Here is a 24972-nt window from a genome sequence, read left to right as displayed (position 1 = left end):
CGAAATCGTTCAATTTCATTCAAATAAGGCGAATTATTATTAGTTTTCGAATGTTTTTGAAGCAATGCACATCGTCGCTTAATAGGAAGCGATTTTTTGACGCCGCCTATCGGCACGTATATGGAAGGATTAAGGAGTATGTGGGAGGATATGGGAGGATATTCCGGGTAACTTCCCCTCAGCAAGTGAGAGGGGGGCATATCAAGGGTGAACGATAGGCCAGTTCATGTTAACCTTACACGGAAGTTTACTATTAATTGGAAGGGAGATCGAGAATGCGGAAATGGTACATCGCTGGACTTTGCCTGGTGTTGTTCACTTTGATGGTTGGATGCGGCTCAGGCGGGAACGAGAACAATGGCGTTAACGCGAGCGCTAGCAACAGCACGAATACAAGCGTGCAACCGGAGAAGGAAACGACGCTAGCCAAAGCCCAACGGGAGGGTTATGTCAAAGTAGGGTTCGCCAACGAGAATCCGTACGCCTATGCGACAGCGGACGGGAAGCTAACGGGCGAAGCGGTGGAAGTGGCGCGCAAGGTGCTGGCTAATATGGGAATCCCGGAGATGGACGGCGTCCTGACCGAATTCGGTTCGCTGATTCCGGGTCTCAAAGCCAATCGGTTCGATATCATTACGGCCGGGATGTTCATCAATCCGGATCGCGCGAAGGAAGTGGACTTCGCCAATCCGGAGTATAGCATCGGTGAGGCGATTGCCGTGAAGAAGGGCAACCCGCTGGACTTGCACAGCTACAAGGATATCGCGGATAACGGGAAAGCCAAGATCGCGGTGATGACCGGCGCCGTGGAGCTGGACTATCTTAAGGGCTCAGGGGTCGGAGACGACCAAATTGTGCAGGTGCCGGATCAGCCGTCGGCAATCGCGGCGCTGCAGGCGGGACGCGCGGACGCGATCACGATGACGGGTCCATCGCTGCAGGCGGTGCTGGAATCCGCAGCGGACGATGGGATCGAGCGGGTCATGGAGTTCGAGCAGCCTGTTATCGATGGCGTGAGCGTTCGCGGCTATGGGGCGGCGGCATTCCGCCAAGAGGACGACGACTTCCGCGAGGCGTTCAACGCGGAGCTGCAGAAGCTGAAGGATTCCGGCGAGCTGCTGGAGATTCTGAAGCCCTTCGGATTCACGGAGCAGGAGCTTCCGGGAGATATGACAGCAGATCAGCTGTCCCAATAGCGGGTGACCGACATGCAATTCGTGACGCCGCTGCTTGAAGGGTTAAAGGTTAATCTGGAGATATTGGTCGTCAGCACATTGTTGGCCTTCCTCATGGCGTTCTTAGCCGGATTCGGCAGACTAGCGAAGTATCGTGTGGTTCGAGGAATAACGCTAGTATACGTTGAGGTATTCCGCGGGACGTCGCTGCTCGTGCAGCTGTTCTGGATGTACTTCGCGCTGCCGGCGATGCATGTGAACGTGTCCGCCATGGCTGCCGCGATTATCGCCCTCGGATTGAATTACGGGGCTTACGGTTCGGAGGTCGTTCGGAGCTGCCTGCTGGCCGTGCCAAAGGGACAGACGGAAGCGTCTATTGCGCTTAACATGACGTATCCGCTTCGAATGCGCCGGATCATTCTGCCGCAGGCGTGGCGAATGATGCTGCCGGGGTTCGGCAATCTGCAGATCGAACTGCTGAAGGGCACCTCTCTTGTCTATCTGATTACGCTGGCCGACATCACCTACAAAGGCATGATTCTGCGGTCGGCGAATATCTCGCAGCAATCTCTTATATTTGCCTGGATGCTGGTGATCTACTTCGTGGTCGCTTATGCGCTAGTCTTGCTCATTCGTTACTTTGAGCGAAGAGCTGCCGTAGGGAGGGGATAGAATGTGGTGGGATTGGAACTATGCGTGGAGCATCGTGCCAGAACTGCTGCGTGCGATTCCCATTACCTTGGCCGCGACGCTGGAGGGCTTCGTGCTGGCTTGTCTGCTGGGACTGCCCATGGCTTTGGCCAAACGCTCGCAGCTGCGCTGGCTGTCATGGCCCGTCACGGCAATCGCGGAATTCATCCGCTGCACGCCGCTCATTATCCAGCTGTTCTTCTACTACTACGCGCTTCCGTCCTTCGGCATTGTCATGTCGGCAATGACGACGGGGGTCATTGGCCTAGGGCTCCATTACAGCACGTACTTGGCCGAGGTGTACCGGTCGGGCATTGATTCGGTTCCGAGAGGGCAATGGGAAGCTTCCCGGGCGCTCAACTTCAGCCGAGGGCATACCTGGCTGCGAATCGTGCTGCCGCAATCCGTACCGCCGACGATTCCGGTCATGGGCAACTACCTGATCGTCATGTTCAAGGAGACGCCGACTCTATCGGCCATTACGTTAGTGGAATTGTTGACGACGGCCAAGAACATAGGCTCGCAATCATTCCGATATTTGGAAGCCTTCACGCTGGTCGGGATTCTATTCCTAATCATGAGCTATCCATCCGCTTGGCTTGTTCGCAAGCTGGAGGTTCATCTGGGCAGAAGGGAGAGGAGGGCTGCGTCCCATGGACGTTAAACGGAAAGTCGAGGAGTCCGCTCCGCCGATCGTTCGCTACAAGGGAATCTCGAAGGCCTACGGCGATCATCAAGTGCTGGACCATATCGATCTGGACATTCGGCCCGGCGAGAAGATCGCGCTGATCGGGCCGAGCGGATCGGGCAAGACGACGCTGGCTCGGCTGCTGATGACGCTGGAGAAGCCAACGTCCGGCACGATCGAAGTGAACGGAGAGCAGCTGTGGCACATGGAACGGAAGGGCAAGCTCGTCGAAGCGGACGAGAAGCATCTGCACCGGGTTCGGGGGCAGATCGGCATGGTGTTCCAGCACTTCAATCTGTTCCCGCACATGAATATTATCCGCAATGTCATGGAGGCGCTGGTTCATGTGCAGAAGCTGCCCAAGGCGGAGGCCGAAGCCCGTTCGCTCGAGATGCTGGAGCGGGTCGGTCTGAAGGATCGAACGCATCATTATCCGTCCCAGCTGTCGGGCGGGCAGAAGCAGCGGGTAGCGATCGCTAGAGCGCTAGTGATGCAGCCGCGAATCATGCTGTTCGACGAGGTAACGTCCGCGCTGGACCCCGAGCTGGTCGGCGAAGTGTTAGATGTGATTAAGAATGTCGCATCGGAAGGCGAGATGGCGATGATGCTGATCACGCACGAGATGGACTTCGCCCGCGATATCGCGGACCGCGTCCTGTTCACCGATGGCGGCAGGATCGTGGAGCAGGGCCCGCCGGAACAAATTCTCGAACATCCGCGAAGCGAACGATTGAAGCTGTTCCTCGCGCGATTCCGCAGGCACTTCGGCGATTCCGCGGACGTCATGACGGCGGTGGGGCTCGAATGAGCAGCTATCTGGGCAGCTTGAGATTCCGATCCCCGACGACGGAGGACGGCAAGCGAATGTGGAGACTGGCGGCCAACAGCGGACGGCTGGATCTGAATTCTCCCTACGCATACGTCATGATGGGCAAGTGGCTCTCCGATACCTGTCTCATCGCCGAGCGGAAGGAGGACGGCCGGGAGGTCGGCTTCATCACGGGCTTCCGAATGCCTGCGGATCCCCAGACACTGTTCATCTGGCAAGTCGCGGTGGACGCTTCCTGCCGGGGACGAGGAGTCGCCTTGGCTATGTTGAACGAGCTGACTGCCGAATTGGACGTGCGCTATGTCGAGACGACGATCTCTCCTGGCAATTCGGCATCGCGGAGGCTGTTCCAGAAGTGGGCGGACTCGCTTCGGACGGCCCTGACGGTAACGGAGGGCTTCCGGGAAGACCACTTCCCGGGGATGGATCATGAGCGAGAAGAGCTATTCCGGATCGGACCGATCGTACGGGACCTGGAGAGCGACTAAGAAATGGAGGGATGACAGGACATGTTCCCGTTAGAACAAGGCTCTGGTGCGCTGAACGTATTCGAAGAGATGGAATCCGAAGTGAGAAGCTACATTCGTTCCTTCCCCGCAGTGTTCCGCAAGGCTTCCGGCTATCGGCTGTGGGACACCGACGGGAAGGAGTACATCGATTTTTTCTCCGGGGCGGGAGCCTTGAATTACGGACATAACCCAACGGATATGAAGCGCAAGCTGATCGACTATCTGCAAGAAGACGGCATCTCTCACAGCTTGGACATGGCGACGGAGGCCAAGGAACGGTTCCTGCAGCGGTTCAGAGACGCTATCTTGAAGCCTCGAGGCCTGTCCTACAAAGTCATGTTCCCCGGCCCGACCGGCACGAACGCCGTCGAGAGCGCGCTCAAGCTGGCTCGCAAGGCGACCGGCCGGCAGACGGTTATCGGCTTCACGAATGCGTTCCACGGCATGACGCTAGGCGCGCTCGCCGTCACGGGCAACAAGTTCAAGCGCAAAGGCGCCGGCGTTCCGCTTCATCATGCGGTGACGTTCCCGTATGACGGGTATATGGGCCCGAACGTCAATACGCTCACGTACATTGAGAATTTCCTGAAGGACAGCGGAAGCGGGATCTCGCTGCCGGCGGCGGTCATACTCGAGACGCTGCAGGGCGAAGGAGGGCTTAACGCGGCGAGCGAGCCTTGGCTTCGCGGACTGGCGGAGCTATGCCGGCGGTACGGCATGCTGCTGATCGTCGACGATATCCAGATGGGCTGCGGACGGACGGGACCATTCTTCAGCTTCGAGCCGTTCGGACTGAAGCCGGACATCGTCTGCCTGTCCAAGTCGATCGGCGGCTATGGGCTCCCGATGGCTCTTACGCTGTTCAAGCCGGAGCTGGATCTCTGGTCGCCGGGAGAGCACAACGGCACCTTCCGCGGGAACAACCTGGCGTTCGTGACCGCGGCCGAAGCGCTTCGCCACTGGGAGAACGGCGAATTCGAGGCGGACATCTCCCGCAAGGCGAAGCAATTGCGGAACGCGCTCAATATTATCGCCAGCCGCTATCCCGCGCTCCAGGCGGAAGTGCGGGGACGCGGGCTCATGCAGGGCATCGCGTTCGAAGCAGGAATAGCCGAGCGGATCAGCCAGGAAGCGTTCAAGCGCGGCCTTGTCATCGAGACGTCGGGAACGGACAGCGAAGTGATCAAGGCGATGCCGCCGCTCATCATCGATTCGGAGGGCTTATCGGAAGGGCTGCGGATTCTGGACGACAGCGTCAAGGCGGCAGCCGGCTCGATGGAAGCGGCAGTTATTCAATAACGAGATCTGTAACGAGATCCATAACGAGAGGAGCGATCAACTGCCATGATCGTCAGAACCTTAGAAGAGAGAATCGGAACGGAATTCGACGTGGATACGCCGAACTGGAGCAGCCGCCGGCTGCTGCTGAAGGATGACGGCGTCGGCTTCTCGCTTCACGACACGGTGATCAAAGCCGGAACCGAGACGCTCATCTGGTATAAGCATCATATCGAGGCCGTCTACTGCATCGAAGGGGAAGGAGAAGTCGAGCTGACGGGAAGCGGCGAGAAGTACAAGATCGTGCCGGGCACGATGTACGTGCTGAACGGCCACGAGCGCCATCTGCTGCGCGGAGGCAAGACAGATATGCGAGTGGTGTGCGTGTTCAACCCGCCTTGCACGGGCAGGGAAGTTCACGATGAAGAAGGGGCTTATGTCGCCTCTTCCGCCAATTAAATTGGAGAGAGGAAGGGATACGAGATGACGGAAGCCATGAGAGTAGGAGTCGACGCTTACCCAACGCGCAAGGCCGACCGGCCGCAATGGCTGGAGCGCCAGGACCCGGTTGTGTACAATCAGGTGCTGAACCAGGAGGTCATCGACAAGGAGCAGCTCGCTTTCTATGAAGAGAACGGCTATCTGTTCTTCGAATCGTTCTTCACGGATGGGGAGGTTGCGGCTTACAAGTCGGAGCTGAAGCAGCTGCTCGAAGACAGCCGCAATACCGACCGGCCCGAGATCGTCCGCGAGCCGGGAAGCGACGAGGTGCGCTCGGTATTCGCCGTGCACCGCAGCAACGAGGTGTTCCGCGAGCTGACTGCGCACCCGAGATTGCAGGCGGTCGTGCAGCAGATTCTCGGCGGTCCGGTATACGTGCACCAGTCGCGGATCAACTTCAAGCCGGGCTTCACCGGCAAGGAATTCTATTGGCATTCCGACTTCGAGACGTGGCACGCCGAAGACGGAATGCCCCGCATGCGCGCGCTCAGCTGCTCGCTTGCGCTGGAGGACAACACCATTTTCAACGGATCGCTAATGGTTGTGCCGGGCTCTCACCGCGTCTTCGTCAGCTGCGTAGGGGCGACGCCGGACAATCATTACCGGGATTCGCTGCGCAAGCAGGAGATTGGCGTGCCCGACCAGGAGAGCTTAACGAAGCTGGTGGAGCAATATGGGCTGAAGATGCCGGTCGGCAAGGCGGGGTCGCTGCTGCTGTTCGACTGCAACCTGATGCACGGCTCCAGCGGGAACATCTCGCCGCTCCCGCGCAGCAACGTCTTCTGCGTGTTCAACAGCGTAGAGAACCGCTTGGAGGAACCGTTCTCCGCCGCGCAGCCGAGACCTGACTTCATCGCGACGCGTTCGGAGTAAGGCGATCCCTCTTCCGCCTTCCGCTGAAGCGGCATCGGCCAGGCGCCGGTGCCGTTCTTCGTTGCGGTGCCGGTTGATGATCTCTAGGGAAAATTGACAAATCAATCCAATTAAACTATGCTGATACTAAGCTTAGTTTCCGGCGCCGCATGCGCTGGGAAGCGGGGGAACCAAGTATTCCGGGGCGTATCCTTCCGATCGGAAGGTAGGGAACCATCTATCCCGAGCCCGTCAGCTAACCTCGTCAGCTGTGGATGGGTCAAACAGAAGAAGCAAGATGACACAGACAGGACTTGACCCTTTCAGAGGGTCTTTTTGCGTTTTTTAAGGGACCCTCTCCCGGCCGGATATCCGTATCCTCGGGAACAGGGTCTTTTGCTGTTTGGAGGGAAGGAGGGGAGAACCATCCGGGGGGCCGATCTGAAGATCGATCATATCTCTTGAGGAGGAGAAAACAATGCCGCAACCCAAATACCGGACCGATATCGGGAAGATCGAGCAGCTGTCAGAGGCGGAACGGGAGAGACTGAAGCCGATTACAGACAAATTCGTGTTTCGCGTGAACGACTATTACTTGAATCTGATCAATTGGAACGATCCGAACGATCCGATCCGCAAGCTCGTCATTCCGAACGAAGGAGAGCTGCAGGAATACGGCCGCTGGGACGCTTCCGACGAGGATACGAACTACGTCGTGCCCGGCTGCCAGCACAAGTACGACTCGACCGCGCTCTTGATCGTCTCGGAGGTGTGCGGGGCCTATTGCCGCTATTGCTTCCGCAAGCGGTTGTTCCGCAACGACGTGAAGGAAGCGACGACAGATGTGGAGCCCGGCCTGCAATATATCGCGGGTCAGCCGCAGATCAACAATGTGCTGCTAACCGGCGGAGACAGCTTAATTCTCGGCACGCCGAAGCTGAAGGCGATTCTGGCGCGTCTGCGCGGGATCGAACACGTGAAGATCATCCGGCTGGGATCCAAGATTCCGGTGTTCAACCCGATGCGCATCTATGAGGACGAGGAGCTGCTCGAGACGCTCCAGACTTACTCGACGCCGGACAACCGGATCTACGTCATGGCGCATATCAATCATCCGAGGGAAATAACGCCCGAAGCCGTTCGCGGGTTCGAGGCTCTTCATAAGGCAGGCGTCGTCGTGGTGAACCAAACGCCGATACTCCGAGGAATCAACGACGATCCGAAGGTGCTCGGCGAGCTGCTCGACAGGCTGTCCTGGGCGGGAGTGACGCCCTACTACTTCTTCGTTAATCGCCCGGTCGCAGGCAACCGCGACTTCGTGCTGCCGCTGGAGCGGGTGTACCGGATCGTAGAGGAAGCGAAGGCGCTTACGTCCGGACTAGGCAAGCGGGTTCGCTTGTCCATGAGCCACACGTCCGGGAAGATCGAGATATTGGCTATCGAGAATGGCAAAGCCTACTTGAAATATCATCAATCGCGGGACGGCCAATACGGCAAGTTCATGATGCTGGATTGCCCGCCGGACGCCTCCTGGTTCGACGATCTGCCCGGCAGCGAACAGCATTGGACGAAGCCGAAGAAGCGCACGGACGCCGTCGTCTCCGTGAATGAACTGCCGGATTTGCCTTCGGGCAAGCAGGCGCGGACACGGAAGGAGACGCAGACGGTCACCTCATAGCCTGTTCGAAAAGCATAGGAAAAGGCTTGCTCGCAAATTGCCGAGCAAGCCTTCTGGTATTCAGCCTCGTTCACACCTGCTGAATCTTAATGAGGTTCGTGACGCCCGCCACGCCAGCCGGCGTACCGGCGGAGATGACGACGAAGTCGCCGGATTGCAGCAGGCCTGTGGCGCTGCCGCCTGCGACCGCCGACTGAATCATCTCGTCGGTCGATTCGGTGGCCTCGCCTTTGACCGGGATGACGCCCCATAGCAGCGATAGCCGAGCCAGCACACGCTCGTCCGGCGTGATGGCAATGATCGGCGCCTTCGGGCGATACTTGGACACCATACGTGCGGTGAAGCCGCTCACCGTCGGGGTGAGGATCGCCTTCGCGTTCAGCTTGCCGGCCGAGCTGACGACCGCTTCGCTGATGATCTCGGTGACGGACTCTTCGAGATGCTCCTTCAGCCGGTTGCTGGCGCTCGTGCCGCTGTCATAGACCGACTCGGCGCGCACCGCGATGGACGCCATCGTAGCGACCGACTGCACCGGATACTTGCCGGCGGCGGATTCGCCGGACAGCATGATCGCGTCGGAGCCTTGCAGCACCGCGTTGGCGGTATCGCTCACTTCGGCGCGCGTCGGACGCGGATTCACCTGCATCGAGTCGAGCATGTGCGTCGCGACGATGACCGGCTTGGCCGCCAGGTTGCACTTCTCGATCATCTCGCGCTGGATCATCGGCACTTCCTCGACCGGAATCTCGACGCCGAGGTCGCCGCGCGCGACCATAATGCCGTCGGACGCTTCGATGATCGCGTCCAGATTGTCCACGCCTTCCTCATTCTCGATCTTCGAGATGATCTGAATATGCCCCGCGTTCTGCTCCTCTAGCAATCGGCGGATCTCCCGCACGTCGTCCGCCTTGCGGACGAAGGAAGCGGCGATGATGTCGACGCCTTGCTCCACGCCGAAGGCGATGTGGCGTACGTCGCGCTCCGTTACGCCCGGCAGCGTCGTATGGATGCCCGGCAGGTTCACGCCCTTGTTCGGCTTGATGACGCCGCCGCTGACGATGCGGCAGACGACCGTCTTGTCCGTCACCGATTCGACGGTCAATTGAATGAGCCCGTCGTCGATCAGAATCGTGTTCCCGGACTTCACGACGAGCGGCAGCTCCGCGTAGTTGACGGCGATCGTCTCGGCGTCGCCGGGCTGCATCTCCGTCGTCAGCGTCAGCAGGTCGCCGGCCTTCAGCTCATAGGAAGGCTCCTTCAGCTTGCCAATGCGCACCTCCGGGCCCTTGATGTCCATCAGAATCGAGACAATCGCGCCCGTCTCGCGAGCCGCCTGGCGAATGCGTTCGATGCGCGCGCTATGGTCGCTTAACTCGCCGTGAGCCATATTCAGCCGCGCCACGTTCATGCCGGCCTCAATCATTTGCTTCAATATATCGACGGAGTCGCAAGCGGGCCCCATGGTACAAATAATTTTGGTCTTCCTCATCGAATGATTCCCCCCAACGAATGGATGCCCCTATTGTAATCCTTAATCTAGAATTTAAACATGCAATATAGTATGCTGTATGCAATATAGTACACAGTCCAGGGACGGGCGGCGATAAGCGATGATGGCGATACAGGAGATCCGGCACGACCGGCTGATGGAATGGTTCGAAGAGGAAGGCGCACGGCCATGGCATACGATCATTCTGCTGAACTACGGCAAATGCGTCTACTGGATTAACCATGCCAAAGTGATCCTGGAGAAGGGCGACGTCTTGTTTATTCCCCGGGGAATGAACTATTACGCGAAGAGCGTGCCGTCCGTCTTCCATGAGAAGTACGAGGTGCGCTTCACGCCTGGAGAAGATGCGAATCGGCTGCCGTGGCTGGCGTCGGGCAAGTGGATCCATCTGAAGCCGGCCATGTTCGAATGGTCGGCGGAGCGGCTGCGCCTTATGGCTGACGAATGGCGGGACAGAGCCGCGTTCGCGGACATTCGCGGTCAGGCGATCGTGACCGAGCTGCTCGCGTTGTGGCACCGGCAATGGAGCGAAGGGCCGGTCACCCAGACTGCCGATTATCATGCGCAGCGGATGAAGGACTATATTCTCGAGCATTACCGCGAGAGAGTGACGAAGGAGTCGCTCGGCGAATACATCGGCGTCAGCCCGAATTACGCGGCGGCGCTGTTCCGGCGGGCGACGGGCCAGACGATCAGCGAATATGTGCACGCGACGCGAATCAAGAAGGCGATCTATCTGCTGGCCGATTCGCTGTTGACCGTAGGAGAGATCTCGGATCTGCTCGGCTATCGGGATGTCTCATATTTTCACCGGCTGTTCAAGCGCTCGACCGGCAAGAATCCTTCCGAATTCATGAAGGATAGATAAGGCTCGCCTCACCTGCGCCTGCCGGGATTGGAAGAAAATTAGCAGCTTCGAGATGGAACCCTGTTGCCCGCCTGCTCGTCTATTAAGTGTCAGGCGATTCACAAGAGAAAGGACTTCAGCGATCACACCATGAATAAACAACACAGAGGATTCAAGATTGCTATTGCTATAGTTGCTGTGCTAGTCATTGCTTCGGGCCTCGGCTATGTCAACCGGGGGGCGCTGGCTGCTTGGGGCTTCGATATGTTCCTGTCCAAAAAGGTAGAAGCCAAGCTGGCCGATTCCTATCAGCCGCTGGAGGATCGCCCGGCGCCGTCCGAGGCGCCGGCGGTAACGGAGCCGTTCGCCCTGCTGCTCATGGGCGTCGATGCCCGTCCCGGCGAACTCGCCGGCCGCTCCGATACGCTCATCTATACGGTCGTTCGTCCGCAGGACGGCAACGTGCTGATGATCTCCATTCCGCGCGACGCGTACGCCGACATCGTCGGGAAGAACAAGAAGGATAAGATTACGCACGCTTACGCCTACGGCGGTCCCGAGATGGCGGTGAACAGCGTGGAGAAGCTGCTGGACGCCCATATCGACCATTATGCATCGATTAACTTCGAAGGGTTCGTTCAGGTGGTCGATACGCTGGGGGGCATCCCGCTGCCGATCACGGAGGATATCGTCAACAAGGGCGCGGATCACGAGAAGTTCACGATCAAGGCGAACCAAGAGAGCTACTCCGGCGAGGAGGCGCTCGACTACGTGCGCTATCGCGAGGACGCGGGCGGGGACGTCGCGCGGACGGAGCGCAACCGCGTGTTCTTGGAGTCGATCATCCACAAGGCGTCGTCCCTGAACGAGTGGGATAAGATTCCGGAGCTGCTCGGCATTGCCGGCGACAACTTCCGGACCGATCTGCCGCCTTCGTCGCTGACGGATCTGGCCAAGCAATTCCTGCAGACGGACCATCGCATTCAGAGCTACACCCTGAAGGGCACCGGCGCGAGAATGGGCAAGAGCAACCTGTGGTATATGGTGCTGGACGAAGAGGACCTGGCGAACGTGCGGCAGACGATCGCGGCTTGGCTGAACCCGAGCACGCCGGAGCCGCAGTTGACGACGCCCGGCGCGAAGGCTGAGGCGAATGGCGGGACGAACGCCGCCTATTCCGCGAACGCAACGGATGCGCTTGCGTCTTGACGCTTCGCCGTGCCGAATGCGATGCCGGCATGGTATAATAGAAGCGGCCGAGAGCCGTGAAGAGACTCGGCCGCTCTTGCGCGAACAGCGATAGCTAGACCTATGAACGACAGAGGAGAGGAATAGATTTGAACATCGCCTTTTTCCTTCTTCCGAAGCAGGAGGTTGTCTGTCTGCCGGAGAGCGCGACGCTGAGGCAGACACTGGAGCGAATGGAACGCCACCGGTACACGGCTGTTCCGGTTCTAACCGACGATGGCAAATATGTCGGCACGGTGACCGAAGGAGACCTGCTCTGGTTCCTGAAGAGCCGCCCGGATATCGGATTCGACAATGCGCACCGCGTGCAGCTGTCGGAAGTGCCGTTCCGCGTGGAGATTCGCCCGGTACAGATTGAAGCGAATATGGAAGACTTGATCACGTTGGCGAAGACGCAGAATTTCGTGCCCGTCATCGACGATATGGGCAGCTTCATCGGCATCGTCCGCCGCAGCGATATTATCGATTATTGCGAACGCGTATTGCTTCCGGCCACGATGGATGAGAAGCCCGCCCGCAGGGAAGCCTAATCTTTAGCAAACAATGGAAATGACGCTTGCGCGAGTCTCGCGGCGGTCATATCCGTGCTGGAGGATAGGATTCATGGCTTCAAGACGACACAGCGGCATGAAGAAAGTAACAATTGCCCTAGGCGAAGCGGCGGCGATCGCTACCGCTGTCATACTCTGGCTGGCCGTTCCGGCGCTCGGCCAGCCGAACACTGCCGCTCCTTCCGCGCAAGCGAAGGGAGCGGCTCTTCGCGTTGCCATGGGCGGCGTGAACTCGCCGTCACGCGAGGCCGCCGCGGCTCCCGCGGGCGACGGCGTCGATACGCCGACGCCTGAGGAGCTCGCCCGCACCTACGACATCGTCATCCGGGGCGGGCGCGTCATCAATCCCGAGACGAGGCTCGACCGCGAGGGGCTGAGTGTCGCGATCGAGGACGGCCGCATCGCGCTCGTCACCGACAAGCGCGTGCACGGCCGGCGCGAGATCGACGCCTCCGGCCTCGTCGTCGCGCCGGGCTTCATCGACAACCTCTCGTACGATCCGAATCCGCTCGGCGTCTGGAACAAGCTGGCCGACGGCGTGACGAGCAACATCGCCATGCACGGCGGCACGGCTCACCCTGACAAGTGGTATGCCTATTACACCCGCAGCAAGCTGCCGATCCACTTCGGCGCTTCCTTCTTCTACTCGCAAGCGCGTAACCAGTTCGCGCTCAGCCGGTACGATTCCGCGACGCCGGCGGAGACCGCCATTCTGCTCGCGCAGGCGGAGAAGGCGCTGAACGACGGCGCGCTCGGCATCTCGTTCAGCCTGGAGTACGTGCCCGGCATCCGGGCGCCGGAGATTCTGCCGATGATGCGGCTGGCGTACAAGTATAACGTGCCGGTCTACTTCCACGCGCGCTACTCCGATATGGAAGAGCCGGGGACGAACCTCGAAGCGGTGAACGAGCTGATCGGCTACGCGAAGTCGACGGGCGCTTCGGTGCATGTCGATCATATCAACAGCACGGGCGGCACGTTCTCGATGAAGCAGTCGCTCGGCATGCTCGAGGAGGCGCGCCGGGAGGGGCTCGACATGACCGCCTGCACGTATCCTTATGACTATTGGGGGACGTATCTGAATTCCGCGCGCTTCGATGAAGGCTGGCAGGAGCGCTTCCGCATCTCGTATCACGACTTGCAGATCGCGGGCACGCCGGAGCGGCTGACGGAGGAGACGTTCAAGGTGTATAAGCGGCAGGGCAAGCTCGCCGTCGCTTACGCCATTCCGGAGCAGGACATCATGGACTCGCTGCGCGCGCCGTTCGTCATGATCGGCAGCGACGCGATTCTCGAGCCCGGCTACAACAACCATCCGCGGGCGTCCGGCACGTTCGCGCGCACGGTCGGGCTCTATGTGCGGGAGCATGAGGTGCTGCCGCTCATCGACGCGATCGCGAAGATGACGCTAATGCCCGCGCAACGGCTGGAGCGCCAAGCGCCTGCGCTGCAGAAGAAGGGGCGCATCGCCCGCGGCATGGACGCCGATATTGTCGTGTTCGATTACGGCACGATCAGCGACCGTTCTACAGTGGAGAAGCCGAATCTGACGTCGGCGGGCATTAAGTACGTGCTCGTTGGCGGCCAAGTCGCGCTGGACGGCCAAGGGCTGCACCGCGGCGTCCGGCTCGGGCAGCCGATTCGCAGCGAGTTCGTGCGCGTGCGCGGAAGCGTCGGGACGCTGACGGCCGGCCGCGCGCGAGCGGCGCTTGTGGCGTACCGCGGCGAGCGCTACGTGGACGCCGCGGTGCTGGAAGCCCAAGGCTGCGAGCTGCGCTGGAGCAAGCCCGACCGCGCGTACAAGCTGGCCGCGGCCGCGCGCGCGCCGGCGGCGAACACGTTGCTGCCGCCGCCGCCGGACGGCGAGCTGATGCTGGAGCGGGGCCACCGCCTGCTCTGGGAAGGCGGCGAAGCGGAGCTGCTGTCGATCGGCGACCGCAGCTACGTGTCGCTGGAGACGCTGCAAGCGCTCGGCTGGACGCTGACGCCAGGCGAAGCCGGCAACTGGCGCGCCGAGGCAAGCGCGGCATGAGGCCGGGTGCGAAGAAGCTGCGCAGGGCGCTTAGGCGTGCGGCACACCGCAACCGCCGCTGATGCGTACGGCCGTGCCGCAACCGCCGTCTATGCGTGCGGCGCACCAAGGCGGCCACCGCGTGATGCTTCAATGAGCGGTCAGCTAGTTGCATATCTACACTTCGCCTCACAAAGTTGGAGGCCGTGCTCCATGAGGGTCGGCTAATGTGCATGAATTAGGAAGACCACATGTTGCGCGCCATGAAGGTCCCGCCGGCAAGTAGAGCGGGGCCTTATTCGTGTTGCCCGCCGCTGGCGAACGAAGCGCCGGAACAGAGCCGCTGCCGGAATCGGGGGCGGCTAAAGCACCATTTTTCACACTTGCGGATCTGGGTAGATCGCCGGGCTCCGACAGTGTGCGCTGTCGTCACGGGACGGATGGCTTCGAACGCGAGCGGATCGCGGCGAAGGTTCGACAAGACGGCGCTGGAGAAGGCTCTCGCCCTTGATTTGTACATTGCGGACCGCAGGCGAATGTGTGATATAATGAGGGTTGCAGCTTTCTAGGATCATTGCTGGGAGAGGATGGTTCAAGCGATGGAACGAGATGTGGATGTCGCTACGAGAGCCAAGACGATTGAATGGCTGAAGACGGAGATCATCGACCAAGTATCCCGGCTGTTCAAAGCGATGTGGGACGGCAGCACCGTCCGAATCGTGGACAGCATGGCAGGGCTCATCGCCGGAGTCTACATTCTGGGGCGCCGCCTGGGCATCTCTTACCGGGAGCTGGACGCAGCCGTGGCCGATAAGCTCGCCAAGTTGAAGCAAGAAGGACATCAGCTGGAGGATCATTACCGCGATCTATCAGCGTTGGAAGAACATATTCGCAAGAGGTGACCCTGTTGAACATCGGCTGGAAATCCGTGGCGTGGAGCGCTGCGGCGCTGGTTCTGCTGCTTAGCATTCCGACGAACCTGATCGTCGTTACCATGTTCCTGCTCATGGTTCCTATAGTTGTGCTCTATACCATATTGAAGCCGATTCCGTTCCTCTTGCATCTGGTCGGCGTCGGACTTGTGACGGTCTTGCTGCTCGGCACCTATGCGGTTATTCCGCTGTCGCTCGGCTTCTTCTTCCTTATACCGTCAGCGGTAATGGGGCATATGTACAAGAAGCATCGGCCGGCGCGCACCGTCGTGACGACTATTATTCTCATCTTGATCGCACAATTAATTATTGAACTGGCGATATTCTCGACTCAATACGATATGGATCTGGCGGGGCAGATGTCCAGCCTGCTGGAGGAGACGCTCGCGCAGGTGCAGAGCGGCGCGCTGCTGCCTTCGGATTGGGCGGCCACAACCGCCGATTCGCTCGGCGACGCTATCGTGACGGCGCTGCCTTCGCTGCTGCTGCTGTCTTCGTTCTTGTTCGCAATTATTACGCATTATCTATCCAGACTCTCGCTGCGTTCGATGGGAATCGTCGTGCCGGCCATGTCGCCGATGAAGAACTGGATGCTGCCGCGCAGCTTAGTCTTCTACTACTTCGTCGCTTTGATCCTCAGCTATGCACTCTCGCCGGATTATGAGGGATTCTGGAACACGGTTGCGGCGAATGCCGTGCCGATTCTCCAATTCGCATTCCGAATTCAGGCGATCGCCTTCTTCTTCTATCTCGCAGATATGAAGAAGTGGCCGCGGATTGCGCCGATCGCCATTGCGATTCCGGTATTTCTGATCTCTCCTTTGTACTTGATCGGGCTGATCGACGTGGCGTTCCCGCTGCGGCGATATTTCTCGAAGTAAGGCCTATCCGGACCGCTTCAAGCCCATGCCGGCGCTTAAGAGGTCATCACCAAGGGAGCGAAGCTTCACATGCCCAAGTTTCTCGTTCATCGATGGCACGGCATGCACAATATATGGGCGCTCGTACTTATTCTCCTTCTCACGGTCGCGCTAGCCTGGTACCAGTGGGCGCTCGGCTTGGCCGGCCTTCTGCTCGGAGGCGCGGTTGGCGCCTACGCCATGCTGGCGGAACGGGCGTTCCGCAAGGATCTGAACGATTACGTGCTGACGCTGTCGCATCGGATCAAAGGCGTGAGCAACGACGTGATCGGCACGCTGCCGTTTGGCATTATTTTGTATAATGAAGAGAAGGAAGTCCAATGGCATAATGCTTATATCGCCGCTGTAACCGGCCGCCATTCGGCCGTCGGCGTTCCGTTGTCGGAGCTGTTCCCGTCGCTGCAGGTTCCGTCCAAGGAGAAGGACGCCCATACGGTGGAGATCAAGCTGAACGACCGCGTGTACGAGGCCGTCTTCCGCCAGCAGGAGCGCATGCTCTACGTGACGGACATCACCAGCAGTTGGACGCTGTCCAAGCGTTACGAGGACGAGAAGCTGGCGCTCGGGATCGTCATGATGGACAATCTCGAGGAGATCAGCCAAGGGATGGACGAGCAGCAGCGCGCGATTCTGCTCTCGAAGGTGACGGGCGAGATCAACGAATGGTCGCAAAAATATGGCTTGTTCCTACGCCGCCTCTCGTCGGACAAATACATGGTCGTCGCCAATCAGCTGGCGCTGCGCCAGCTGGAGCAATCCCGGTTCGATCTCCTCGATGAGGTCCGGGAGATCACGATGAACCTGAAGCTGCCGATGACGCTCTCCATCGGCTTCGCTTCCGGAACGGACGATATCATCGAGCTCGGCCATCTGGCCCAGGGCAGCCTCGATATCGCGCTCGGCCGCGGCGGCGACCAAGCGGTCGTGAAGTTCGGGCAGCGCCAGAGCTTCTACGGCGGCAAGAGCAACGCGGTCGAGAAGCGGACGCGCGTGCGCGCGCGGGTCATCTCGCATGCGCTGCGGGATCTGATCAAGGAGAGCGACAACATCGTCATCATGGGCCACAAGATGCCGGACATGGACGCCATCGGCGCCGCGATCGGCGTCGTGAAAGCGGCGAACCAGTTCGGCAAGGAATCGTACGTCGTCCTCGAAGGCATCAACCCGTCCATCGGGCGGCTGATGGAGATGATCCGCGAGGACGAGAAGCTGATCAAGCGGTTCATTACGCCGGAGCAGGCGCTGCTCGTGACGAACCGGCGATCGCTGGCCGTCGTCGTCGATACGCACCGCGCTTCGATGGTGGCGGAGCCGAAGCTGCTGCAGCAGACCGACCGCATCGTCGTCATCGACCACCACCGGCGCAGCGAGGAATTCATCGACGAAGCGGTGCTCATCTACATGGAGCCGTACGCTTCCTCCACCTGCGAGCTGGTGACGGAGGTACTGCAATACATTCAGGAGCGGGTCGTGCTGGACGTCCGCGAAGCGACGGCGCTGCTCGCCGGCATCACGGTGGACACGAAGAGCTTCGCGCTGCGCACGGGCTCACGGACGTTCGAAGCGGCTTCGTTCCTGAGACGCAACGGAGCCGATCCGGCCCTCATTCAGCGGATGCTGAAGGAGGACCTGGAAGAATACATCAAGAAGGCCGCGATCATTCAGCATGCGGAGACGCTCGACAGCCACATCGCGCTCGCAGTCGCGGATTCGGGCAAGACCGTGCCGCAGCTCTTGATCGCGCAAGCGGCGGATACGCTGCTGAACATGACCGGGATTCGAGCGTCGTTCGTCATCGCCGAGCGTCCGGACGGACTCGTCGGCATTAGCGCCCGTTCGCTCGGGCAGATCAACGTGCAAGTCGTCATGGAACGCATGGGAGGCGGGGGGCATCTTACCAATGCCGCCGCACAATTGCAAGGCGTGACGCCGCTGGAAGCGGCGGAACGGCTGAAGCAGGTTCTTAAAGAAATCCAAGGGGAAGAGGGGCTGCCGGAATGAAGGTCATTTTTCTTCAAGACGTGAAGGGACAAGGCAAGAAGGGCGAAGTCAAGGAAGTGTCGGAGGGCTATGCGCGCAACTTCCTGCTGCCGAAGGGATATGTCCAGATCGCGACCGACGGCGCGAAGAAGACGCTCGATCAGATGGCGGCATCGGCCGCGAAGAAGAAGGAGCGCGAGAAGGAAGACGCGCAGGCGCTCGCCGCGAAGCTGTCGGAGATGACGATCGTCATCAAGGCGAAGGCTGGCGAAGGCGGCAGGCTGTTCGGCGCGATCACGAGCAAGCAGATCGCCGAGGCGTTGGAGAAGCAGAAGATTACGGTCGACAAGCGGAAGATCGAATTGCACGATCCGATCCGGACGCTCGGCACGACCAAGGTGCCGCTTAAATTGTATCCCGATGTGAAGGGTACCCTAAACGTGCAAGTCGTGGAGGAATAATCGGATGAGCGTCACCGAACCGATGCTGGAAGGACGAATACCGCCTCAGAATCTGGAGGCGGAGCAGGCGGTGCTGGGCGCGATTCTGCTCGAGACCGAAGCGTTGATTACGGCGATGGAGCGTATTCGGGCCGAGGACTTCTACAGCGTGGCGCACCAGCGCATCTACGAAGCGATGACCGATCTGAACGACGACAACCAGCCGCTCGATCTCGTGACGCTGACGGCTCGTCTTCAGGACAAGAACCAACTGGAGGAGATCGGCGGCGTCACCTATTTGACGAAGCTGGCTAATGCAGTGCCGACGGCGGCGAACGTTGAGTATTACGCGCAGATCGTCGAAGAGAAGTCGATGATGCGGCGGCTGATCCGAACTGCGACGCAGATCGTCTCGAACGGCTTCGCAGCGGAAGACGACGTCGCGGTACTGATCAACGACGCCGAGCAGCGGATCATGGAGATCTCGAACCGCCGCTCCTCCTCCGGCTTCATCAGCATTCGCGACGTTCTGATGGAGGTCTTCGACAAGGTTGAGTTCCTCTATACCAACAAAGGCGGCACGACGGGCATTCCGTCCGGCTTCCGCGATCTTGACAAGATGACGGCTGGCTTCCAGCGCAGCGACCTTATCATCGTCGCCGCGCGGCCGTCCGTAGGCAAGACCGCGTTCGCGCTGAATGTCGCGCAGAACGTCGCCGTGCGCGCCGGCGAGACCGTCGCGATCTTCAGCCTCGAGATGTCCGCCGCCCAGCTCGTGCAGCGGATGCTGTGCGCCGAATCGAACGTCGATGCGGGCCGGATGCGGACAGGCTATCTCGAAGGCGACGACTGGGAGAAGCTGACGATGGCGATCGGTGCACTGTCCGAGGCGCAGGTGTTCATCGACGATACGCCGGGCATCACGGTCGCCGATATTCGCGCCAAGTGCCGGCGGTTGAAGAAGGAGAAGGGGCTCGGGATGATCCTGATCGATTACCTGCAGCTCATTCAAGGCCGCGGCAAGGCCGGCGAGAACCGGCAGCAGGAGGTCTCGGAGATCTCGCGTACGCTGAAGCAGATCGCCCGCGAGCTGGAAGTGCCGGTCATCGCGTTATCGCAGCTGTCGCGGGGCGTCGAGCAGCGTCAGGACAAGCGTCCGATGATGTCCGACCTGCGGGAATCGGGCTCGATCGAGCAGGACGCCGACATCGTCGCGTTCCTGTATCGGGACGATTATTATAATCAGGATACAGAGAAGAAGAATATTATCGAGATCATTATTGCCAAGCAGCGGAACGGACCCGTTGGTACCGTTGAGCTGGTGTTCTTGAAGAACTTTAATAAATTCGTCAGTTTGGACCGAACTCATGAAGTTAGCGCTTAATATATAAGGAAAATTTCCGAACGATTACATAGGTGTATATGTAATCGTTCGGCTTTTTATTGACTTCTTGGATGCCGCTTGCTACACTAATCATGCCGCCTTGCGGCCTTTTTGGCTGTTGGAGGCCATATCATGCCGGCATGAGCGAATCAGCCGGGTGGAGGGATTGCTTTGTCTACAGTTGTAGTCGTGGGAACGCAATGGGGAGACGAGGGCAAGGGGAAGATTACGGACTATCTCGCGGAGAAGGCGGATGTCGTAGCCCGTTACCAGGGCGGCAACAATGCCGGCCATACGATTCTCATTCAGAATAAGAAATATAAGCTGACGATGATTCCGTCAGGCATCTTCAATCAGAACAAAGTGTGCGTCATCGGCAACGGGATGGTCATCAATCCCGCGGCGCTGTGGGAAGAGATTCAATACATTATCGATAACGGCTTCAGCGTGGACAACCTGCGCGTCAGCGACCGCGCGCATGTCATCATGCCTTACCACCTCGTGCTGGATGCACTGGAGGAAGACCGCAAGGCCGACAACAAGATCGGCACGACGCGCAAGGGTATCGGACCGTGCTACATGGACAAGGCCGCGCGGAGCGGCATTCGCATCGCCGATCTGATGGATCCGGAGGAGTTCGCTTCCAAGGCCCGCCGCATGGTCGAGGAGAAGAACCAGATGATCGCACAGGTGTATGGCGGCGAGCCGCTGGATGCGGACCAGATCATCAAGGATTATCTCGAGCTGGCCGAGAAGCTTCGCCCGTTCGTGACGGATACGTCCGTCGTGCTGAACGACGCGATCGACGAAGGCAAGAAGGTGCTGTTCGAAGGCGCGCAAGGCGTCATGCTCGACCTCGACCAAGGCACGTACCCGTTCGTCACGAGCTCGAACCCGTCCGCTGGCGGCGTCTGCATCGGGTCGGGCGTCGGTCCGTCGAAGATTCGCCAAGTCATCGGCGTGGCGAAGGCGTACACGACCCGCGTCGGCGACGGTCCGTTCCCGACCGAGCTGCATGACGATCTCGGCCAATGGATCCGCGACAAGGGCCACGAGTACGGCACCGTCACCGGCCGTCCGCGCCGCGTCGGCTGGTTCGATACGGTCGTCGTCCGCCACGCGCGCCGCGTCAGCGGCATCACCGGCCTGTCGCTCAACTCGCTTGACGTGCTGAGCGGGCTGGAGACGGTGAAGATCTGTACCGCCTACCGCTACCGCGGTGAAGTGATCGAGCACTATCCGGCGAACCTGAAGATGCTCGCGGAATGCGAAGCGATCTACGAGGAGTTGCCGGGCTGGAACGAGGACATCTCCAGCGCGAAGACGCTGGCGGATCTGCCGGAGAACACGCGCCGCTACGTGGAGCGCGTGTCCGAGTTGACGGGCATTCCGATCGCCATCTTCTCCGTCGGCCGCAACCGCGAGCAGACGAACCAAGTGGCGGCGATCTACGAGTAAGGCCAGCAGAGCCAGAATCCTGGCAGCCAGCTAGGCTAGCGATTAGAAGCAAACCACAAGCAAGAAAGCCTGCCAATGTGCAGGCTTTCTTGCGCTTATCGGAACGGAGTCTATTGAAAAGGATAGAAGCTGCACAATTGCAGAATTGAATAGCGATAAGAGATCGAGGGTTAGCAGATAGAAAGGAACAGATAGCAGAGCTTGCTGCGTACGCTCCCTTAGATTGTTTCTTCCAATAAGAGAATGAGAGTCGCGAGGTTTGCCCATACTGAAAACTATGAGACATAGTGAGTAGGGGGCATCATGATGTGGAGATGGATCGAATGGGGCGCCAAGCTGTTGGCCAGCGCGGTGCTGCTTAGCTTCTTGTGCGTATGGACGACCGGCTATATCGTGAACAGCTACGTGCAGACGGTGCTGAAGGAGCTGGAGATTCCGCTGGACGTGCAGCCGTTCGCACTGTCAGGCGTATGGGGCAAGCTGTGGGGTGCGGATGAGCGGCCGAAGGAGGCAAGCGAGGCGCAGGACGAATCTGCTTCCGGCGGAACGCCGGCGCAAACGGCCGAGCTGCCAGGCGGTTCGTCCGCGGCTGGGCCGTATCCATCCGGCAGCCCGGTCCCAGGCTGGGCGCAGGATGGGGAATTGGACGGATCGGACGATAACGGCGCTGCAGGAGAAGGCGTTGGCGGCAGCAATGGCTCCGGCGGAGGTATGAGCAGCGGCGGCGGAACAACCGGCAGCGCCGGGACGGGTGCGGGAGCCGGCGCCGGGGGATACCGGCCGGGAGACGGAGACGGAGACGCGGCAGCAGGCTCTGGGGGAGAAGCCGAAGCGCCAGGCGATGCCGTGCCGGTCTGGAGCGAGGGAAGCGGGTCAGCTGCGGCATCGGACCCGCTTGATGAAGAGGAACGGCAGAAGCTCTACTCGATCGTCGTCTCGAAGCTTAGCGCGTCTCAGCTGCAGCAGCTGTCCGCCTACTTGGACGGAGGGCTGGACGAGGAAGAGATGACGGAAGTGCAGACGATGCTCGAAGGCGCGTTGAACGAGGAAGAATACGCAGAGATGATGAGGCTTCTCCAACCGGAGTCGCAGACAGGGGGAGGACCATCGATCGCCCCATAAGTCGAATAATTAGGTATGAGGACGCTTGCGAGCCGCTGGAAATCAGCGGCTTTCTTGCTTCTTTATGAGATAATCTTCATCTTCGGTTTATTGATAGTCTCTTGAATGTTGTGCTAAAGTTAGAGTTGGTTTTGAGCTATATTAGCCAAACTTTACCTTTCTGGGAGAACAAAGGAGAAGATCATGACCGACTTCAAGAAACCGGATCGGCTTCGAAGCGCGGGCGCGATTCTCAAGCGCAGCTTTCGACAAGTCCGCTCTACGTGCTTGAAAGGGATGACAGTTGTCCAACAAAAGACCCAACCAGCAATCAAGTATGCGTTGCAGCGCCGCAAACCTATCATGATCGCCTCGGCCTCGGCTGTCGCGGTGGTCGGCATCCTGATCGGAACGCAGCAATATGTTCAAGCTCATACGAACTCTTATTATAAAGTCTTATTGAATGGCCAGCCGATCGGCGAGATTAGCAGCAAGCAGCTCGTAGAAGAGGCAGTCCAAGCCAAATCCGCACAGTTAGCCTCGGCGGATGTTACCTATCAGCTGAATGACAATCAAGTAGCTTACGAGGAAGTCAGCGCCTTCAACAAGAGTCCTGATGACGAGGCGACTCTGCAAGCGCTGAACAGCGGCTTGAAGTCGCACCCGGTAGGCGTCAAGCTGGTCGTCGGCGGCAAGACCGTCGCTTTTTTTTACAAGCAGCAGACGGCATACGAGATCCTTCAGCGAATCAAGGACAAATTCGTGCCGAACGCCGCTGCCAAGACGCAGGTGAAGGCGCTAGCGTTCGATACGGCCCAGGCATCGGAAGAGCCGACCCGGGTCGTGAAGTCCGTCTCCTTCGAAGAAGACATCACAATCATTCCGACTGATATCAACCCCAGCGAACTGGCCGATCCGGAGGATGTCTTCAAGAAGCTGACGACCGGCAATCCGGCCAAGCGCACCTACACAGTCCAGAAGGGCGACTGCATCAGCTGTATCGCAGAGAAGACGGGCGTCCCGAGCGACGTGATCTATGCCAATAACCCTTGGATTCAGGATGACGAGATCAAGCCGGGGGACGAACTTGATATTACGGTGAAGAAGCCGGTGGTTCACGTCACCTCCGAAGAAGAGGTCACCGAGATTGAAGTCATCGACCCGCCCGTTGAGATTCGCAAGAGCGAGGACATGAAGGTCGGCCAATCGAAGACGCTGCGCGAGGGCAAGGACGGCAAGAAGCAAGTCACTTACCGCCTCGTGAAGAACAACGGCATGATGGTAGAGGAAGAGCAGATCGCTTCCCAAGTGCTGGAGCCTGCGGTATCGACCATAATTCTCAAAGGAACGAAGGTCATCCCGAGCGAAGGCACCGGCAAGTTCGCTTGGCCGGTCTCGAATCACCGCATTACCAGCTACATGGGCACGCGGTGGGGCAAGCTGCACAAGGGCATCGACATGGTCGGCGACAAGACGATCAAGGCAGCCGACAACGGAACGGTCGAATTCGTCGGCCAGAAGACCGGCTACGGGAACGTTATTATCATTAATCATAACAATGGCTTTGAGACGCTGTACGGGCATTTGAAGAGCTTCTCCGTTAAGGAGGGGCAGGTCGTCTCCAAGGGAGACAAGATCGGCATTATGGGCAACACCGGCGAATCGACCGGCACGCATCTTCACTTCGAGGTCCACTTGAACGGCGACCTTAAGAACCCAACCAGCTATCTTTAATCCATATATATGAAGAGATAGAGAACCATCGGAGCATGCTCCGGTGGTTCTCTTCATTTGCGTGCCCGAATTCTGGCCGATCTCGTCGCAGGATTAACAAGTAATGGGTAATAAAGGCGTTATCGGTATCGAGAAGTGCTGAAGCAAGGGGAGATCGCGTGGTTCCATAGATGGTGATATCCGGGACGCCGATCGGCGGGCAGCCTCGACCTGCGGAGCGGCCTCCATCATGGCGGTTTCTGTCGCAATCGCGGATAATATGTATATTTTCCCACCAATCTAGGGTAAATGTTCTCAACAATCGACGTGGACGGGCATGTCTTGCGGAATCTCCTCGAACCAAAGGACTATGCGTCAAACATGCCGAATGACATATCGAAATATTCAAATAATTGGGGTTTGAGTCGGATTTTAAGTTCGTGTCGCTGCCGTTTATGATGAGAGACATCAGATCGGCGAACGCAAGGCTCCGCTGCATCTCGATAAAGGCAAAGCCGGTGAAAGCCGTCGACGCAAAGCTACAGGGGCTATGGACGCGAGAGCGTTACGCCAGCCAGCTGCCGGAAGATGAAGGGGAGCTTTTTCCTATTGCTCCGCTACAGCCTTCCTTTCGGGAACGGTCAGATAGCTTGTCACATTAGGAGCTATTCCTGTAA

General features: G+C 59.1%; 22 protein-coding genes and 2 riboswitches. Of the genes, 21 read left to right on the top strand and 1 reads right to left on the bottom strand.

The features are described 5' to 3' along the window. Positions 1-275: 275 nt before the first annotated feature. The 9 genes from ehuB to H4Q31_RS12985 all read left to right on the top strand — a co-directional run bounded on the left by ehuB (position 276) and on the right by H4Q31_RS12985 (position 8200). The gene (gene ehuB / locus H4Q31_RS13025) at positions 276-1196 is read left to right on the top strand and encodes an ectoine/hydroxyectoine ABC transporter substrate-binding protein EhuB (protein WP_185179498.1); all 921 of its coding nucleotides are present in this window, start codon (positions 276-278) and stop codon (positions 1194-1196) included. A gap of 12 nt (positions 1197-1208) precedes the next feature. Further along, entirely contained in the window at positions 1209-1847 is a 639-nt protein-coding gene (gene ehuC / locus H4Q31_RS13020; RefSeq protein ID WP_185179497.1) for an ectoine/hydroxyectoine ABC transporter permease subunit EhuC, read from the top strand. A gap of 1 nt (position 1848) precedes the next feature. Further along, entirely contained in the window at positions 1849-2529 is a 681-nt protein-coding gene (gene ehuD / locus H4Q31_RS13015; protein WP_185179496.1) for an ectoine/hydroxyectoine ABC transporter permease subunit EhuD, read from the top strand. After that, entirely contained in the window at positions 2519-3361 is an 843-nt protein-coding gene (gene ehuA / locus H4Q31_RS13010) for an ectoine/hydroxyectoine ABC transporter ATP-binding protein EhuA (protein ID WP_221626834.1), read from the top strand. Before ehuD ends, ehuA begins: the two co-directional genes overlap by 11 nt. Next, on the top strand, positions 3358-3870 hold the full coding sequence (ectA, locus tag H4Q31_RS13005; protein WP_185179495.1) for a diaminobutyrate acetyltransferase: 513 nt from the start codon (positions 3358-3360) through the stop codon (positions 3868-3870). Before ehuA ends, ectA begins: the two co-directional genes overlap by 4 nt. 21 nt (positions 3871-3891) lie before the next feature. Next, positions 3892-5190, top strand: a complete 1299-nt coding sequence (gene ectB / locus H4Q31_RS13000) for a diaminobutyrate--2-oxoglutarate transaminase (RefSeq protein WP_185179494.1) — start codon at positions 3892-3894, stop codon at positions 5188-5190. 45 nt (positions 5191-5235) lie between these two features. Next, positions 5236-5628, top strand: a complete 393-nt coding sequence (locus H4Q31_RS12995) for an ectoine synthase (protein ID WP_185179493.1) — start codon at positions 5236-5238, stop codon at positions 5626-5628. Positions 5629-5652: 24 nt separating this feature from the next. Further along, on the top strand, positions 5653-6543 hold the full coding sequence (gene thpD / locus H4Q31_RS12990; protein ID WP_185179492.1) for an ectoine hydroxylase: 891 nt from the start codon (positions 5653-5655) through the stop codon (positions 6541-6543). A 119-nt stretch (positions 6544-6662) separates the two neighbouring features. After that, positions 6663-6808: riboswitch (cyclic di-AMP (ydaO/yuaA leader) on the top strand. 192 nt (positions 6809-7000) lie between these two features. Next, a complete protein-coding gene (locus H4Q31_RS12985) occupies positions 7001-8200 on the top strand; it encodes a KamA family radical SAM protein (RefSeq protein ID WP_185179491.1) in 1200 nt (399 codons plus the stop codon). A gap of 70 nt (positions 8201-8270) precedes the next feature. On the opposite strand, the gene pyk is transcribed toward H4Q31_RS12985, so the two are convergent. Next, on the bottom strand, positions 8271-9689 hold the full coding sequence (pyk, locus tag H4Q31_RS12980) for a pyruvate kinase (RefSeq protein ID WP_185179490.1): 1419 nt from the start codon (positions 9687-9689) through the stop codon (positions 8271-8273). A gap of 121 nt (positions 9690-9810) precedes the next feature. On the opposite strand from pyk, the gene H4Q31_RS12975 reads away from it, so the two are divergent. The 12 genes from H4Q31_RS12975 (at position 9811) to H4Q31_RS12920 (ending at position 24316) form a co-directional block, all read left to right on the top strand. Next, positions 9811-10578, top strand: coding sequence for a helix-turn-helix transcriptional regulator (locus H4Q31_RS12975; RefSeq protein WP_185179489.1), 768 nt, complete (start codon positions 9811-9813; stop codon positions 10576-10578). A gap of 129 nt (positions 10579-10707) precedes the next feature. After that, the gene (locus H4Q31_RS12970) at positions 10708-11766 is read left to right on the top strand and encodes an LCP family protein (RefSeq protein ID WP_185179488.1); all 1059 of its coding nucleotides are present in this window, start codon (positions 10708-10710) and stop codon (positions 11764-11766) included. 128 nt (positions 11767-11894) lie between these two features. Next, positions 11895-12335, top strand: a complete 441-nt coding sequence (locus tag H4Q31_RS12965) for a CBS domain-containing protein (protein ID WP_185179487.1) — start codon at positions 11895-11897, stop codon at positions 12333-12335. A gap of 73 nt (positions 12336-12408) precedes the next feature. Continuing rightward, positions 12409-14388 carry an amidohydrolase family protein gene (locus H4Q31_RS12960; RefSeq protein WP_245347485.1) on the top strand — a complete coding sequence of 660 codons (1980 nt, stop codon included), beginning with the start codon at positions 12409-12411 and terminating at the stop codon, positions 14386-14388. A 578-nt stretch (positions 14389-14966) separates the two neighbouring features. Next, positions 14967-15269, top strand: a complete 303-nt coding sequence (locus H4Q31_RS12955) for a MazG-like family protein (protein WP_185179486.1) — start codon at positions 14967-14969, stop codon at positions 15267-15269. A 5-nt stretch (positions 15270-15274) separates the two neighbouring features. Next, on the top strand, positions 15275-16180 hold the full coding sequence (locus H4Q31_RS12950) for a DUF2232 domain-containing protein (protein ID WP_185179485.1): 906 nt from the start codon (positions 15275-15277) through the stop codon (positions 16178-16180). Between the two features lie 69 nt (positions 16181-16249). Beyond that, the gene (locus tag H4Q31_RS12945; RefSeq protein WP_185179484.1) at positions 16250-18220 is read left to right on the top strand and encodes a DHH family phosphoesterase; all 1971 of its coding nucleotides are present in this window, start codon (positions 16250-16252) and stop codon (positions 18218-18220) included. Then, positions 18217-18660 carry a 50S ribosomal protein L9 gene (gene rplI, locus H4Q31_RS12940; protein WP_185179483.1) on the top strand — a complete coding sequence of 148 codons (444 nt, stop codon included), beginning with the start codon at positions 18217-18219 and terminating at the stop codon, positions 18658-18660. Before H4Q31_RS12945 ends, rplI begins: the two co-directional genes overlap by 4 nt. A 4-nt stretch (positions 18661-18664) precedes the next feature. Beyond that, positions 18665-20023, top strand: coding sequence for a replicative DNA helicase (dnaB, locus tag H4Q31_RS12935; RefSeq protein ID WP_185179482.1), 1359 nt, complete (start codon positions 18665-18667; stop codon positions 20021-20023). 171 nt (positions 20024-20194) lie between these two features. Then, positions 20195-21481, top strand: a complete 1287-nt coding sequence (locus H4Q31_RS12930) for an adenylosuccinate synthase (protein ID WP_185179481.1) — start codon at positions 20195-20197, stop codon at positions 21479-21481. Positions 21482-21787: 306 nt separating this feature from the next. Then, positions 21788-22603 carry a hypothetical protein gene (locus tag H4Q31_RS12925; protein WP_185179480.1) on the top strand — a complete coding sequence of 272 codons (816 nt, stop codon included), beginning with the start codon at positions 21788-21790 and terminating at the stop codon, positions 22601-22603. A 183-nt stretch (positions 22604-22786) separates the two neighbouring features. Continuing rightward, entirely contained in the window at positions 22787-24316 is a 1530-nt protein-coding gene (locus tag H4Q31_RS12920; protein WP_185179479.1) for a M23 family metallopeptidase, read from the top strand. A 477-nt stretch (positions 24317-24793) separates the two neighbouring features. Next, positions 24794-24881: riboswitch (cyclic di-GMP riboswitch) on the top strand. Positions 24882-24972: the final 91 nt, after the last annotated feature.

It is taken from the genome of Cohnella lubricantis, from assembly GCF_014212015.1.
GTDB lineage: Bacteria > Bacillota > Bacilli > Paenibacillales > Paenibacillaceae > Cohnella > Cohnella lubricantis.
Note: the sequence above shows the minus strand (reverse complement) of the source record. Positions and strands in the feature narration are given on the sequence as shown.

Excerpts from the sequence above, each read along its gene's own strand:
- ehuB (WP_185179498.1), top strand. The coding sequence starts at position 276 with ATGCGGAAATGGTACATCGCTGGACTTTGCCTGGTGTTGTTCACTTTG.
- ehuC (WP_185179497.1), top strand. The coding sequence starts at position 1,209 with ATGCAATTCGTGACGCCGCTGCTTGAAGGGTTAAAGGTTAATCTGGAG.
- ehuD (WP_185179496.1), top strand. The coding sequence starts at position 1,849 with ATGTGGTGGGATTGGAACTATGCGTGGAGCATCGTGCCAGAACTGCTG.
- ehuA (WP_221626834.1), top strand. The coding sequence starts at position 2,519 with ATGGACGTTAAACGGAAAGTCGAGGAGTCCGCTCCGCCGATCGTTCGC.
- ectA (WP_185179495.1), top strand. The coding sequence starts at position 3,358 with ATGAGCAGCTATCTGGGCAGCTTGAGATTCCGATCCCCGACGACGGAG.
- ectB (WP_185179494.1), top strand. The coding sequence starts at position 3,892 with ATGTTCCCGTTAGAACAAGGCTCTGGTGCGCTGAACGTATTCGAAGAG.
- H4Q31_RS12995 (WP_185179493.1), top strand. The coding sequence starts at position 5,236 with ATGATCGTCAGAACCTTAGAAGAGAGAATCGGAACGGAATTCGACGTG.
- thpD (WP_185179492.1), top strand. The coding sequence starts at position 5,653 with ATGACGGAAGCCATGAGAGTAGGAGTCGACGCTTACCCAACGCGCAAG.
- H4Q31_RS12985 (WP_185179491.1), top strand. The coding sequence starts at position 7,001 with ATGCCGCAACCCAAATACCGGACCGATATCGGGAAGATCGAGCAGCTG.
- pyk (WP_185179490.1), bottom strand. The coding sequence starts at position 9,689 with ATGAGGAAGACCAAAATTATTTGTACCATGGGGCCCGCTTGCGACTCC.
- H4Q31_RS12975 (WP_185179489.1), top strand. The coding sequence starts at position 9,811 with ATGATGGCGATACAGGAGATCCGGCACGACCGGCTGATGGAATGGTTC.
- H4Q31_RS12970 (WP_185179488.1), top strand. The coding sequence starts at position 10,708 with ATGAATAAACAACACAGAGGATTCAAGATTGCTATTGCTATAGTTGCT.
- H4Q31_RS12960 (WP_245347485.1), top strand. The coding sequence starts at position 12,409 with ATGGCTTCAAGACGACACAGCGGCATGAAGAAAGTAACAATTGCCCTA.
- H4Q31_RS12955 (WP_185179486.1), top strand. The coding sequence starts at position 14,967 with ATGGAACGAGATGTGGATGTCGCTACGAGAGCCAAGACGATTGAATGG.
- H4Q31_RS12945 (WP_185179484.1), top strand. The coding sequence starts at position 16,250 with ATGCCCAAGTTTCTCGTTCATCGATGGCACGGCATGCACAATATATGG.
- rplI (WP_185179483.1), top strand. The coding sequence starts at position 18,217 with ATGAAGGTCATTTTTCTTCAAGACGTGAAGGGACAAGGCAAGAAGGGC.
- dnaB (WP_185179482.1), top strand. The coding sequence starts at position 18,665 with ATGAGCGTCACCGAACCGATGCTGGAAGGACGAATACCGCCTCAGAAT.
- H4Q31_RS12925 (WP_185179480.1), top strand. The coding sequence starts at position 21,788 with ATGTGGAGATGGATCGAATGGGGCGCCAAGCTGTTGGCCAGCGCGGTG.
- H4Q31_RS12920 (WP_185179479.1), top strand. The coding sequence starts at position 22,787 with ATGACCGACTTCAAGAAACCGGATCGGCTTCGAAGCGCGGGCGCGATT.